The organism is Massilia sp. 2TAF26, assembly GCF_052115005.1.
GTDB lineage: Bacteria > Pseudomonadota > Gammaproteobacteria > Burkholderiales > Burkholderiaceae_D > Telluria.
In genome coordinates, this window is sequence record NZ_JBFRFV010000033.1 from 42,525 (window position 1) to 57,083 (window position 14,559).

At 66.3% G+C, this 14,559-nt stretch carries 9 protein-coding genes and 1 pseudogene; 1 reads left to right on the forward strand and 9 read right to left on the reverse strand.

The window, feature by feature from the left end; translation table 11 throughout:
- Positions 1-116: 116 nt before the first annotated feature.
- The 9 genes from AB4Z32_RS23985 to AB4Z32_RS24025 all read right to left on the reverse strand — a co-directional run bounded on the left by AB4Z32_RS23985 (position 117) and on the right by AB4Z32_RS24025 (position 14,082).
- Entirely contained in the window at positions 117-3,245 is a 3,129-nt protein-coding gene (locus AB4Z32_RS23985) for an EAL domain-containing protein (RefSeq protein WP_442124383.1), read from the reverse strand.
- A gap of 8 nt (positions 3,246-3,253) precedes the next feature.
- Positions 3,254-4,300, reverse strand: coding sequence for a chemotaxis protein CheB (locus tag AB4Z32_RS23990; protein WP_442124384.1), 1,047 nt, complete (start codon positions 4,298-4,300; stop codon positions 3,254-3,256).
- Complete coding sequence (locus AB4Z32_RS23995) at positions 4,297-6,465, reverse strand: hybrid sensor histidine kinase/response regulator (protein WP_442124385.1); 2,169 nt, start codon at positions 6,463-6,465, stop codon at positions 4,297-4,299. The genes AB4Z32_RS23990 and AB4Z32_RS23995 overlap by 4 nt, the downstream gene beginning before the upstream one ends.
- A gap of 6 nt (positions 6,466-6,471) precedes the next feature.
- The gene (locus AB4Z32_RS24000; protein ID WP_442124386.1) at positions 6,472-8,103 is read right to left on the reverse strand and encodes a methyl-accepting chemotaxis protein; all 1,632 of its coding nucleotides are present in this window, start codon (positions 8,101-8,103) and stop codon (positions 6,472-6,474) included.
- 13 nt (positions 8,104-8,116) lie between these two features.
- A complete protein-coding gene (locus tag AB4Z32_RS24005; RefSeq protein ID WP_442124387.1) occupies positions 8,117-8,737 on the reverse strand; it encodes a chemotaxis protein CheW in 621 nt (206 codons plus the stop codon).
- On the reverse strand, positions 8,734-10,062 hold the full coding sequence (locus AB4Z32_RS24010; RefSeq protein WP_442124388.1) for a CheR family methyltransferase: 1,329 nt from the start codon (positions 10,060-10,062) through the stop codon (positions 8,734-8,736). The genes AB4Z32_RS24005 and AB4Z32_RS24010 overlap by 4 nt, the downstream gene beginning before the upstream one ends.
- Positions 10,055-10,567, reverse strand: coding sequence for a chemotaxis protein CheW (locus AB4Z32_RS24015; RefSeq protein ID WP_442124389.1), 513 nt, complete (start codon positions 10,565-10,567; stop codon positions 10,055-10,057). The genes AB4Z32_RS24010 and AB4Z32_RS24015 overlap by 8 nt, the downstream gene beginning before the upstream one ends.
- Positions 10,568-10,858: 291 nt before the next feature.
- Positions 10,859-11,491 carry a response regulator gene (locus AB4Z32_RS24020; protein WP_442124390.1) on the reverse strand — a complete coding sequence of 211 codons (633 nt, stop codon included), beginning with the start codon at positions 11,489-11,491 and terminating at the stop codon, positions 10,859-10,861.
- Positions 11,488-14,082 carry a PAS domain-containing protein gene (locus AB4Z32_RS24025; protein ID WP_442124391.1) on the reverse strand — a complete coding sequence of 865 codons (2,595 nt, stop codon included), beginning with the start codon at positions 14,080-14,082 and terminating at the stop codon, positions 11,488-11,490. Before AB4Z32_RS24025 ends, AB4Z32_RS24020 begins: the two co-directional genes overlap by 4 nt.
- 251 nt (positions 14,083-14,333) lie before the next feature.
- Here AB4Z32_RS24025 and AB4Z32_RS24030 point away from each other — a divergent pair.
- Positions 14,334-14,559: pseudogene (locus AB4Z32_RS24030) on the forward strand (IS3 family transposase); the annotation flags it as partial.

A 14,559-nucleotide genomic window follows, 5' to 3' on the forward strand; every position in this document is an offset into this window, starting at 1 on the left:
GCACGCGATCCTACTCGCCGGCATTATAACCAGGAACATGCAAATCAATTGCCTAAGAACAATGCTTGTTACCCCATAACAACACAACAGAGCACCTGGTCCATACGCGCGACGTGTCATGCCCTTTCCCGCGGCTGCAGCGGGCTCCGTTTGGTTTCAAATTCGGCAAAAGCGTCGCGCACCGCCGCCGCCAGGTCCTCTTCCAGCCATGGCTTGGTCAGGAACTTGAAGATCGCACCGCGGTTGACCGCCTCGGTCACCGAGTGCAAGTCGGTATAACCCGACAGGACCATGCGCACCGTATCCGGATACATGTGCTTGACGCGCGACAGGAACTCGGTGCCGCTCATGCCGCGCAACCGCTGGTCGCACAGGATGACGCCGACCCGGGTCTTGGCCAAAATCTCGTAGGCTTCCTCGGCGTTGCTCGCCACCAGCACCTGGTAGCCCGCATGGCGCATCTGGCGCCGGACGGCCGACAGCAGATTGACCTCGTCATCCACGTAAAGCAGCGTACGCTGGTAGGGTGCGCGCAGCAGTTGCGACAAGTCGAGCGAACGGTCCTCGCGCAGCAGGCGTGCGCAGGCCTCGGCATCCACCGGACGGCTGAAGAAATAGCCTTGCATTTCGTCGCAGCCGTTTTCCGCCAGCAGCGCGAGCTGGCCGGCCGTTTCGACGCCTTCGGCGATCACGGCCAGCCGCAGGCCATGCGCCATCGCAATCACGGCGCGCGAAATCGACAGGTCATCCGGGTCCGATGTAATGTCGCGTACGAAGGACTGGTCGAGCTTGAGCTTATCAACCGGAAAACGCTTCAAATAATTCAGGTTCGAGTAGCCGGTGCCGAAATCGTCGATTGCCAGGCGCACCCCCATGTCCTTCAGCTGGCGCAAGATGTCGACGGTCTTTTGCGGGTCCTCCATCGAAGCACTCTCGGTGAGCTCTAGCTCCAGCAGGGCCGGATCGATCCCGCTTTCCGCCAGGATGCGGCCGACGGTGACGGCAATGTGCCCGGAAAATTGCCGCGCCGACAGGTTCACCGACACCGGTACCGGGCGCAGGCCTGCACGCTGCCAGGCGCCCAACTGCTCACAGGCCTTGCGTAGCACCCATTCGCCGATCGGCAGGATCAGGCCGGTCTCTTCGGCCAGTCCGATGAAGCGTCCTGGAGCGGTCAGCCCCAAGTCAGGATGCTGCCAGCGCAGCAGAGCCTCGACGCCGATGATCGCGCCGGTGGACAGGCTGACCTGCGGTTGGTAGTGCACGCGCAGCTCCTCGCGCTCGAGAGCGCGCCGTAGCGCCGCCTCCAGCCGGAACCGTTCGTGCATGCCGTCGTTCAGGTCGGGCCGGTGAAATTCGTACCGCGCCGCCTTGCTGGCCAGCGCGCGCTGCAGCGCCGCCTCGGCGCCCTGGGCCAGGGTGTCGTAATCGTCGCCATCGTTCGGGAACATGGCGATCCCGATGCATGGGTCGACGTGCAATTCCTGATGGCAGCAGTCGAACGCCTGTTCCATCTCGGCCAGCACCTGGCGCGCGAGGGCGCCCAGTTCGGCCGCGTTCTGGCGCAAGGCGACGATTGCGAATACGCGCTGGCCGGTACGCGCGACGGTCGCGTCACCCTGCGACCAGCGGCCGAGGCGCTCCGCCGCCTGCTTCAGGACCGCACGCTCCGCGTCCAGGCCAAGGCTTGCTTTCACCATCAGCAGCCGCGGCAGCTCGAGCAACAGATAGCCCAACACCTGCTGGCCCTCCATCGCCCGCGCTTGCATCTGCCGCAAGCGGTCGCGCAGCAGCACTTCGTTGGGCAAGCCGGTTTCGGGGTCGAAGTTGCTCAGGTAACGGACCCGCTCCTCGGCGCCGCGCAGTTCGGTCACGTCGATCCCTGTCGCGACGAAGTACTGTGGCGCACCGGTAGCGTCGCGCAGCCACGTCGTCGACCAGATCAGCGTGATGATGCTGCCGTCGCGCGCGTACCATTCGCGGCGACTCTGGACCGGGACGCCGTGATCGGTCGGCAGATCGAACGACAGCGGCTGGTCGTCGGCCTGGTGGACGAAGTCCCGGAAATTGCGGCCGACCACCTCGGATGCGAGCCAGCCATAACTGCGTTCGGCTGCCGAATTGAAGATGCGGACCACGCCTTGCGGGTCGAGGACGACCACCAGCGCGCCACTGTTGTTGACGACTGCCGAGAGCAGCGCGCGTTCCGATTCGAGCGCAGTGGTGCGCTCGCGCACCAAACCTTCCATGTGCGTGTACAGGTGGGCGCGCTCGATCGCCACCGCGATCTGATTACCGACCGTCTCGAGGACCTGGCGTTCGTCGTCGGACAGCGCAGTTGCCGTGCTCATGCAAAGCATGCCACGGGTGTGGGCGCCCGACGCCAGCGGCACCAATAGGCGCTGGTGGGCGCTACTGCCAGGTTCGCGCACGGCACAACGGGCGGCATCGCACAGTGCCTGCTCGCACGCGCAGTCGTCCCCGGCGCAGCCGCCATCCCCTGCCCTGCCCATCAGGCGCAGCCGACCTTCGCCGTCCGCCAGCCAGATCGTGGCGTCGAGCACCCCAGGCAGTTCGAGCACGCGCTGCAGCGCGCGCTCCGCCACCTCCGGCTCGCTCAGCGCAGGATTCAGCGCCTCGGCGATCCGGTACAGGCTCTCGAGCGACTGGTACGAATGGGCGATCCGCGCTTGCTGCACCTTCAGCTGCTCGGTCATGTGGATCGCGTCTTCATAGGTCGAAATCAGCAGGTCGAAAATCTGCTGGCGCTCGGCCGTAATGAAATGGGTCTGTCCGCCCAGGTTGACCTGCATGCCAAGCTGCACGCGGTCGTTGCTTCGCAGCGCCCGGTTGGCCAGGATGAAGCGCATGCGGCCGAGTAGATAGCTGGATTCATAGGGCTTGCGGATGAAGTTGTCAGCGCCGGCATCCAGGCCCTTGATCACGTCGTACAGGCTGCTCAGCGAGGTGAGCAGGATCACCGGGATATCGCGCAGCGCCGGATCGCGCTTGATCTCCTTGCACATTTCGAAGCCATCCATCTCCGGCATCGAGATGTCGGACAGGATCATGGTCGGCCGTGCGGCGCGCGCGGCGGCCAGGCCCTCGCGCCCGTTGGCTGCGGTACGCACCCGGTAGCCGCCTTCCGCCTGCAGTAGCTGGGCGAGCAGGCGCGCCTGGGTCACACTGTCTTCGACAATCAGGATGTCGATGTCGTTGTCGTGACTAAAACGCGATTCCGTCATATTGTTCTTCAGATCCCATAAGTACGTGTCATCGCTGCAGCTTCGCTCGTGAGGCCGTGCAGCATCTTGCCTATTTCGGCCGGTCGCAGCACCAGCATGGCCGCGTCGAGGCGCACCGCTTCGCCGGGCATGCCATACACCACGGCGCTGGCGCGGTCTTGGGCGATCGTCAGTGCCCCGTCCTCGCGCAGTTGCTTCAGTTCGGCTCCGCCGTCGCGGCCCATGCCGCTCAGCAGGATCGCCACCGAATCGGCGCGCAGGTCCGGGTGCAGTGCACGGAACAGATGCGACACCGACGGGCGCATGCCATGTTCGGGCTCGCCATCGGTCAGTCGCATGCAAAGGTCGGCGTCGATCGCCGGCTGGCAGCAGTCCGGAACCAGGTGGGCCATGCCGCCGCGCAGCCGAAGCCCGTCGCTGGCCAGCGCGACCGGGTAGCCGCTTGCCGAGGACAGCCATTCGGCCAATCCGCGCGTGAAACCGGGCGCCAGGTGCTGAACCATCACCACCGGCAGCGCGAACCCCGGCGGCAGTTCGGCCAGAATGTCGCGCAGGACGGTGGGGCCGCCGGTCGACGCGCCGATCAACACCAGCCTGCGCTGGCGCCCGCGCACGGGCCTGGCCGCGCGCGCCGCCGCGCCCCAGCGCCGCACGACCCTCACCTCGGCCATCGCCCTGATGGCGCGCACCAGCTCGCGCGCGCTGGCCGCGTGGCCGGGGTTGCCGATGCCAAGGGGCCGCCGCACCTGCATCAGCGCGCCCGCTTCGATGGCGAGGAAGCTGGCGCCGATTTCGCCCTGATTCTCGGTGCCGCTGACGATGATCACGCGCGTCGGACACTCCTGCATGATGCGCCGGGTGGCGTCGAAACCGTTCAGCTTCGGCATCTGCACGTCCATCGTGACGACGTCCGGGCGCAACTCGTGCGCCATCCGCAGCGCCTCATCGCCATCCGCGGCACATCCGGCAAGCACCAGCCCCGGCGCCTCCGACACGATGTGTGCCAGCAGCTCGCGCACCGCGGGCGAATCGTCGACGACCAGTATCCGGATCATGCGCGCTCCGAGCCGGCAAGACGGCGCACCGTGGCCAGCAGCCGATCCTGGTCGAACGCGCCTTTGGTGAAATAGGCGTCGGCGCCCGCACGCAGGCCCGCCTCGCGCTCTGCAGACGTCTGCAGCGAGGTCACCAGCACGATCGGCAGGTGGACGGTCTGCGGGTTGGCCCGGATGCTGGAGGTCAGATCCAGGCCGTTCAGGTTCGGCATCTCGACGTCGCTGACCACCGCTTCGTACTTCGTGCCGCGCAGCCTGGACAGCGCATCGAGCCCGTCCACCGCGGTATCGACCGCGAACCCGGCGCCTTCCAGGATATGCTTGAGCAGCAGGCGCGAGGTGGCGGAGTCTTCGACCACGAGCACGCGCGCGGCGGCAGCGGGCGCGCTGGCGGTATTGCCGACGCCGGGCGCGCCACCCGCCAGACCATGGGTGGCGATGTCCTCCAGCGCCAGCACCGGCACCAGCGTCCCGTCCCCGAGCTGGGCGGCGGCGCTGATGTAGCGCACGCGCCGCAGCAGCGGTCCGAGGCGCTTGGGCAGCACGTCCTGCTCGGCCACGACCTCGTCGACCAGGATGCCGAAGTCCTGGGCGCCGACACGCGCCAACAGCACCACACCTGCCGCGCCGTCGGCGCCGTCCTGCCCCGGCCAAAGCAGGCTCGCCAGCCGCACCAGCGGCAGCACCCGGCCGCCATCGAGGATGGTTTCGCGGCCCTCGACCGTGCGGATGGCGGCCCGGCCCGCCGCCTGCACGGCATCCAGGCCCGCCAGCGGCAGCGCATAGCGCAGCCCGCCGGCCGCCACGACAAGCGCCCGCACGTTGGTCACGCCTACCGGCAGCAGCAGCTCGAACATCGTCCCGGCGCCGCGGCTGCTTTCGATCAGCAGCTGGCCGCCGGCCGCCGCCACCCGTTCCGCGACGATCGCCAGGCCCATGCCGCGGCCGGATACCTGCGTCACCTCCTCGCGCGTCGACACGCCGGCGCGCAGGGCCAGTTGCAGCCTCTGCTGCTCGCTCATTTGCGCCAGTTGCGCGGGATCCAGCCCGCAGCGCTGCCCGGCCACCCGCGCCAGCGCTTCGGTATCGATACCGGCGCCATCGTCGCTGATGCGCACCGAGACCTGGCGCGCATCGCGCTGAACCACAGCCACGGTGATCCGGCCGCTGTCCGGTTTGCCGGCCGCGCGGCGCTGCTCGGGCGCCTCGATCCCGTGGTCGGCCGCGTTGGTGACGAGGTGGATCAGCGTCTCCCTGAGCACCGGCAGCAGGCGCCGGTCGATCGCGACGCTGGCGCCGCGTAATTCGAGCTCGACCTGCCTGCCGTGGCTGCGTCCCAGCTTACGCACCAGCGCGGGCAGCTCGTCGGCCACCGCCTCGAAGGGCACCAACGCAGTCTCGAGCGTGGCGTCGAGTAGCCGCGTGCGCGTGGCGCGCAGCTCGGCCCCGGTCCGGGCCAGGCGGCTCGCCAGCTGGTTGCAGGCCAGTTCGAAGCGGCCGATGTCGGCGCCGGCGCCCGCCGCGCCGGTTTCTTTGCGCTGGGCAGCCATGCCCTGCGCGAGGTCGCGCAGGGCCTCGAGATGGTGGTGCAGTTGCAGCTCGACCGGCAGCAGCGCCTCGGCATGGCCACGGATGGCGTCGATGCTCTTGCCCTGCACCCGAATCCGGTCATGGCTGGTATCGGGCGCAGCCGCGCGCGCCGGCTCGGCCGGCTGGTCGGCGGGATCGGCAGTGCCGGCGAGTTTGGCGGGCGCAGGGGCCGGTGTGGCGCCGAGCTGGGTAGCCAGCGACGCCAGCTGGGCGGCGCAGGCGAGCGCCTGGTTGCGATTGCGCGCGCCGGGCGCCAGGGCCTGGGCCCGCGCAATCGCCGCCCCCTGGTGCAAGCGGTCGAACTGTTCGGCCGTGAGCACGGCGGCGCGCCCGAGCGCCGCGGCCAGCACGCCCTCGAGCTCGTGGCACAAGAGCTCGAGGGCCTCTTCGTCGACCGCGCGCGCGGCACCCTTGAGCGTGTGCAGGGGCCGGAGTACCTGCTGGACCGCCTCCTCCCCCGGCGGCTGCGGCCCCTGCTCGAGGGCGACAAGCGCGGCGTCGATCTGCCCGAGGTGCTCGTTCGCCTCCTCGCCGAAAATCGCGCGCAGGCGTTGCAGAAAGGCGGCGTCGGCCATGGCGCGTCAGAACTGGAAGCGTTCGCTGGAGAGCCGCAGCGACTGTCCCAGCGCATTCAGGCTCCTCGCAGACGACTCGGCCTGGCGCGAACCGGCTGCGCTTTCCGCGCTCGCCTGCTGGATGTTCTCCATCGCCAGCGCCACCTGGTCCATGCCCGCCAGCTGCTGCTGGCTGGAGGCGGCGATCTGCACCGCCGCCTGCGCCGCTTCCTCGATGCGCTCGGCCATCTGGATGATCGCCTGACCGGCGTCGGCCGCCTGTCCGACGCCCTGCGCCACCGACTTCGCGCCCTGCTCCGTGTTCATCACCGCGGCGCCCACGTGCTTCTGGATGTCGCCGAGGATTTCGCGCACCTGCCGGGTGGCCTGGCGCGACTGTTCGGCCAGGCTCTTGACTTCCTGCGCAACCACCGAGAAGCCCTTGCCGTGGTCGCCCGCCTTGGCCGCTTCGATCGCCGCGTTCACCGCCAGCAGGTTGGACTGCTCGGCCAGCGCGCCCACAGTGGCCGTGATCTCGCCGATCGCCTGGCTGCGTTCGCTCAGGCGCACGATGGTCGCTGCGATCGCCTCCATTTTCTCCTGGATGCCATGCATGCCCTCCGCGGTCTGCTCCAGCGCGCGGCGGCCGTCGGCGGCGGTGCGCGCGGCCTGCTGCGCCGACTCCGACACCAATCTTGCCTTCTGGCTCGACAGCAGCGCCGTCTGCTTGACCTCTTCGACGGTGGCCGTGGTTTCGCTGACCGCCGCCGCGGTCTCGGTGGCGCTGGCGACGCCTTGCGCGGTGCTGGCCAGGATCTCGCTCGCCGCCGCGCTGAGGGTGGCGATGCCGTCATGGGTTTCACCCACCGCCCGGCGCCACTCCCCGACCATGGCGCGCAGCGCGCGCATCAGCTGGCCCACCTCGTCGCTGCGCTCGTCTGCCGGCACCTCTGCGCGCAGGTCGCCGCTGGCGATCCGTCCCGCGATGCCAGTGACACGGCGCAGCGGCGCGGCGACCGAGCGCTCCAGCCAGAAGGCCTTACCGCACACGACGGCGAGTGCCGCCAGATTGATCAGCAGGAGACCGACCCGCGCACGCTCGACCATGTTCTCGGCATCCCGCATCCGACGAGCTGCCTGCTCCATCTGCACTTTGGACAGCTCTTCCGCAATATCCTTGAGTGCTTCGAACTTGCGCTCGAGCTGGCCGATCGCCGCCGCCGCCTTCGCCTGCTGGCCCTCCTTCAAGGCTGCCAACACCTGCAGGTCGCGCACCTGAGCATACTCGTCGTGCGTCCTCGAAAGCCGCTCGAAGGCGCTCGAGAATGCCACGTCGTCGGCCCGCTGCGCAGTCAGCTTTTCCATCCAGCGCCGCACCGCCGCCTCCTCGGCGTCCAGCTTGATCCCGATCCTGGCCTGGTCGGGCGCCGCCGCCACGACCAGCGACACCAGCTGCACCCGTTCGCGGTTTATCGCGTTGCGCAGCTCGACCATGTTCAACACGATCGACAGATCGTCCTTGAACAGGGCCTGTTGGGACGACTGCAGCTCGCTGATGGCGCGGTAGGACAGCGCGCTGATGGCGGCCATCATGGAGACCAGCACTCCCATTCCGAGCAGCAGCTTGCCTCTGGTGGTCAAATTCGAAAAAAAGGACATGGGAGCTCCAGAGTCAGCGGTCAGCATGCACGACCAGGGTGGAATCGGTCAGCAGGCGGCGCGCGTCCAGCACCGCTGTGCGGTCGGGGGCAACGCCCCGCAGAAATGTCTTGTCGAGCTGCGCCAGCGCCGGCAGGCTGTGATCGAGGCCCGACGCCGGCAGTTTGTGCACGCCGACCAGCGCATCGGCCATCAGCGCAAAGCGGCTGCCTTCGCCGCGCAGCACCACCAGTCCGCCGGGTTCGACGAGGTCCTTGATGGCCAGCGCGAGCAACACGCGCAGGTCGAGCACGGCGAGCACCTCGCCCTCTACCATGGTGATGCCGACGATATGCGCGGGCATGCCGGGCAACGCCGTCAGCGGCTGCATCGGCAGCGTTCGTTCGACCCAACAGGTCTCGAACGCATAGCGCTCACCGGCGCAATCGAAAGCCAGCACTTCCAGCGCGTCGGCCGCGCCCTCGTCTTCGGCAACCGGTGCGCATGCCAGAGCCTGGGCGCGCTGCCTGAGCAGGTGGGCACGCGCATCCTGGTCGTCGCCCGAGAGCGCGCCCAGCGCGGCCCGATGGCGCTCCACCTGCCGCATCAGCGCGGCCCAGTCGAAGCCGGACGGCTCCTGGGGGGGGCGGGTCATTGCACACGTCCCAGCAAGGAGGCGACCGCGTCATGCAAGCCGTCGGCATCGGGTTCGGCTGGCAGCAAGGCCTGGCACGTTCGCAGCAGGGGCGCCACGGCGTCGCTGCGGCCGTCGGCGTGCTCAACCAGGGCGGCCAGGTAGTGGCCATAAGCGCTTTGCGGTTCCAGGTACAGCAGCCCCTTGACCCACTGGCGCGCGAGCGCGGATGCCCCATGCTCGAGGGCGAGTGCGGCGGCGGTCTGATACAGTGGAGTCGATAGCGGAGCCGCCTCGATCGCGCGCCGCATCAGCTGGAGTGCGGCGCCAGGCTCGCCATGCCGCACCAGGAGGCTGGCGCGCGCGGCCATCTCGTCGTGCGCCGACACCAGCTGCGGCGCGGCGGCCGGCGCGGCCGAGGCGGCCCGCGCCGGTACAGGCTTTACCGCGACGGCAGCCGGCGCCTCGGCCCTAGCGGGCGGCGCGCGGTGCGCATGGTTCTGCTTCCGAAAGAACACGGCGTCGGCAAAGTACACCGGCGCGAAGCCCTCGAACAGCTCGGCCGATGCTTCGCTCGGGTTGACTACCAGCCAGCCTCCATCCACCAGGCAGGCACGCAGGCGCGCGATGACCTGCTTCGCCAGAGGCCGCGCGAAGTACATCAGCACATTGCGGCAAAAGATCAGGTCGATCCCGGAGGTGCCGGCGGCGGCATCGGGGAATCCATCCGAAGCCAGGTTAAGCTGTGCAAACTTCACGCGCGCGCGCAGGCCTGGGGAGATCCTGAAACGGCCGTCGTCCAGTGCGGAAAAATGGGCCGCCTGCCGCTGCGGTTCCGTGCGCCGGAACGACCAGGGCCGGTAGATGCCAGCCCGTGCGAAGTCGAGGAAGACCGGATTCAGGTCGGTCGCCAGGATTGCTACCATGTCCGGATCCATTTGCGGCACCCTGTCCTGCAGCGTCATCGCGATCGAGTAAGGCTCTTCGCCGGTGCAGCAGCCGGCGCTCCACACACGCAAGGGCGGCTTGGCGCCACGCGCGATATGCTCGCGGGCATAGTCGCACAACAGGTCGAGCGCGCGCGGTTCCCGGAAAAAATAGGTCTCACCAACCGTCAGGAAGCGCGCGCACAGCGCGGTCTTTTCGGCGTTCCAGGTTCCCGCTAGCAGCCAGGCGAGGCAGTCCGCCTGCCGTGCGTAGCCTTGGGCGACGGCCATGCGTTCCAGCGCAGCGCTCAGCTGGCGCCGCTGGGTTGGCGGGAAATGCAGGCCCGTTTCCGCTTCGATGCGGCGTGCTGCCAAGTCGAGCGCCACGTCCATCGGTATGTGCGCCCCGCGCTTAGTCATGCGCATGCTCCGCGAGTGCCGCCGCCAACTGGATTATGTCCTGCTCGAACAGGAATCTGTGCGGATCGATGACCAGGCACAGGCCATCGTCGAGCTGAACCGCGCCGTCGACGAAAGCGGCGCCGCCCGCACCAGGAGGCCATTGCCGTGCACTGGCGTCGTGACGCGCGATTCCAACGATGCGCTCGGCCACGACCGCGCAGGGGAAGCTGGCGATCTCCACCAGAAGAAAATATTGCTCCGGGTCGAGTACCGTCGGGCGGTATCCGGCCCGGCGCGCGAGGTCGAGTACGGTGACGGTCTGCCCGGCTACGTTCAGCAAGCCGATCACGACGTCGGATGCGCCCGGCAAGGGGGTCGGCTGGGCGCTCATTATCACGCGCCGCACGCTGTCGAGAGGCAGCGCAAAGCGCCCGCCCTGACACTCGAATTCGAGGACGTCGATCAATGCGCCCGCAGCACCGGGGCGCGAGGGCGTTGCGCGCGGATCCCGGAGCCGCTTCATTCCCCGGCTCCGGCTGGTTTGGCGGGTCGCGGCCAGCTACTGTTTATTCTTCGCATGCCTGCATCGTATCCAAGCAAGCGCGTCACTCATAGGCGCGACCGTCTCCGGACAAGCTGGCGAAAGGCCATCACCGCAACAAGAAAGTCGGGCTAAGTCATTGATTTTATTTAGATAGGTGAATGAAAAAAACACCTTGCCACGCCAAAAAGTGTCACAAATAAGACTTCTTTTTGTCACAAGATATGTGACACAAAGAAACGACATAGCTTTGCGACAGAGGAAGGTATTTGATCAGCTGACGTACCCGCTTTTGAGCGCATAACGGATCAGCGCCGCGTTCGTCTGCACGCCTAGCTTGCGGAAGATCCTGTTGCGGTAGGTGTTCACCGAGCTGACGCTGATCGCCAGTTCAGCTGCCACCTGCTTGACCTGCAATCCGGCGCCGATCAAGGAGACGATCTCGGTCTCGCGCTTGGTCAGGCGGCGCTGCTGTCGCGCTTCGCCAACTTCGAGCATCTGGCGCGCCATCAGTTCGGCAAGTCGCGGGCCGATATAGGTTTCGCCATTCACTATCTGGCGTATTGCGCGCACCAGTTCGTCGGCAGCCATGGACTTGGTGACATATCCCATCGCACCAGCGCGCAGCGCGCTGATAGCGTACTTTTCTTCCCCGTACATGCTGAGCAGAACCACACGCTGATCCGGAAAATGTCGGTGCAGCTCGGACAGCCCCTCGAGTCCGTCGTAATCGGGCAGGTTGATGTCGAGCACTACCACGTCCGGCCCATGCAACCTGACCAGTCCGAGCGTCCCTGCCAAGTCGGCTGCCTCGCCGACGATGCGCATGTCCGGATGCGAGCGCACGATTTTCTTGACGCCTTCACGAATCAGTTCGTGGTCGTCCGCGATGACAATGTTGATCATTGGTTTCCCTCATTGACCGCGCTGGCCCCTGGGACAGCGCCTCCGTCGATCGGTACCAGGACCGAGACAAGCGTGCCGCGTGGCCGGATCGAACCGACCAGCAACCGGCCGTGTGCGAGTTTCGCGCGTTCGGCCATGCCGGTCAATCCGAGCGAGCCTGCCATGCGCGCCACACTGCGCGCGATGCCGACGCCGTCATCGCAGATCCGCAGCAGTAGTCGCGGCCCGCGCAGCTCGAACGTGATCCGCACTTCGGTCGCGTGCGCATGCCGCAACACGTTGGTGAGCGCCTCCTGAAAAATGCGTAACAAGGCCTGGCCTGCCGGCAATGCCGGCTGCGGCAATCCGGTGCCCAGGTCCAGGTCGACGACGATCCTGGTACGCCGCTCGAAATCGCGGGCATGCCATTCGATGGCAGCGTACAATCCCTGTCCGTCCAACTCGGGCGCCCGCAGCTCGGTGGCGATCTGACGTACCACCATCAGCCCGCGATCGAGGGTCGAACTGGCCGAGCGCAGCTCCTGTGCCAGTTGGTCCGGCGTCATTGTTTCGCTGCCGTGCATGATGTTGTCTTCCAACAAGCGTAAGTCGATCTTGGCGGCCGACAGAATCTGGCCAAGCTGGTCATGGACTTCGCGTGCGAGCGCGACGCGCTCGGCCTCGCGCACCGTTTCCAGCCGCTGATAAAGCACGTTCAGCTCTTCCTGTGCGGCGCGGCGCTCCGCCTCTATGCGCCGGCGCCCCGTTATGTCCTTGGAAATATGGACCGTGTAGCGCGGACGTCGCTGTTCGTCTTCGATCACCGACATGAAGCTGAGCACCCAGATCCAGTCGCCCCGCGCATGCCGAAACCGCATTTCGGTCTCACAGAACGCGAGGTCGCGCGCCAGCAAACGCTCGAAGCGCGGCGTGGCGTCGGCGAGATCGTCCGGTTCGACGAGATCACAGAACCGCCTGCCTATCAATTCTTCTGGTTTGTAGCCTAGCATCGCCCCATACGCTGGGTTGACGCGCACAAAGCGACTATCGGTTTCGGTGATCGCGATTCCACCTGGCGCCCGATCGAACACCGCGRCAAGCAGCTGGGTCGCGGCGCGCAACTCCTCGGAACGTTCCTGCACACGCCGTTCGAGATTGGCATTGGCCCGCTTTAACGCCTGCTCAGCTTCCTTACGCTCCGTAATGTCGGTTGCAAAGCTGGCAACGCCATGCGGCGCGGGCACCATGCGCACGTGGAACCAACGACCTGATTCCAAATGCACGTGTTCCAACATGCGCGGCTCTCGCGAGGCCAGAGCCTCCTCCAGCTCCCGGGCGAACTCGGTATTTTTTAGATGAGGCGCGACATCGTACAGTTGCGCGCCTATGATTTTGTGACGTGGCCGCCGGAATAACTCCATGGCAGCGGCGTTCAGCGTTCGTATGTGCAGGGCTTCGTCGAAACGAATAAAAACATCGCTGGTGCCCGCCATCACACGCGCCAGATCGTCGCGGACCACTTCGACCTCACGGTTCAGTGCCGAACACTGTGAACGTGATTGGTCGAGCTCTGCCGACGCCTGAGCGTGCCGTCGTGCGGCCTCGATCGCATCGGCGCCGGCAACGGCTGTCGTGACAATGCCCGCGACGGTCTGGATGAAGCGGCGATGCACGTCATCCAGGTGAGCGTGCGGGTCGGTGCCGACGATCAGGAAGCCGCGCGGCCCGCTCTGGCCGGGAAGAACCAACGGCACCGCCAGCAGTGTGCGCGGCTGTTCTCCGTGGATCCCGCAGCGGTCGTCAGGCCCCAGCACAGCAGCGGCTTCCAGCACATAAGGCTCGGTCGACAGAGCGAGCCTTGCCAAAGGATGCAGCGCACGACCCGCCGGCCCGAGGGCACAGTCCAGCCGCCGAGGAAAAGGCTCTGCCGCCGTTTGCAAGCCGCAGCAGAATACGCGGTCAGCGTGCACGCCGTCGAGTTCGAACAGGTAGAGGACGGTCAGCGGCAGCGCATGCAGGTTCGCCGACAGTACGTCCCGCACCAGCTCGAGCGAGCATTCGGCCGTAGTACGCTGGGCCAAGCGGGTGGCCAGTTCGCCGAGTGTACGCTGACGCCGTTCGCTGAGCACACGCTTGGTCGTCTCGATGGTCGAGACGAATACGCCGGCGACCTGGTCGTCGTCGCCAAAGATTGGGCTGTACGATACGGTGAAATAGCATTCCTCGTTGAACCCTGCACGGTACAGCATCAGTACCAGGTCGTCGTGCCAGGTCGAGCGGCCGGATGCCATGACCGACAACAGGATCGGCCCCAGAGTGTCCCACGCTTCCGGCCATACGTCCTGCACGCGCTGCCCCAACGCCGCAGGATGCTTATCGCCGAAGATGGGAATAACCGCGTCATTGTAAACGTAGACCAGCTCCGGTCCCACAAGCACTGCCAGCTGGAACCGGGACCCGAGCGACAGCGACACGGCGGCGCGGATGCAAGAAGGCCACTCCGACGATGGTCCAAGCAAGGTTTGAGACCAATCCTTCCGGTTTACGGCTTCGACCATTTCCCCGTCACCCTTAAACTTCACCTGATTGGCGTCGGGAACACGCTTTTCCATAAGTCCTCATACTTCAGTAGCAGCCCACGGTTGTCGAGCTTGTCTCAAGATTACAGGTTTACGACGACGATTTTCGATAAAGTCGCAGAATATCCGACACATCGTCGCAAAAAGATTTACTTTTCCCGTTCGTAAACGCGATTCCAGGGCATCATGGAACCTGTTTTTTTCCCAATCGTAAACTGGACTCGGATAGGCTTCCCGTAGCTGCGCCGGATGAATCCGCCATGAGTTCACTAGGTACTCCTGAGCCAGCGACCGAGATAGCCGAGCGGCTTGGGTGAGCATTCATAGCATTTATGCCTGGACGAAGCTTTACAGCGTCCCTGAGGATGAGCGCAAGGCGCAGGACGCACAGGCCGACGAGGTAAAACGCCTGAAGGCCGAACTCAAGCGCATTACCGAGGAGCGCGACATCTTGCGAAAGGCCGCGGCGTACTTTGCCAAGGCGTCAGGGTAAGGTACGCCTTCATTCAT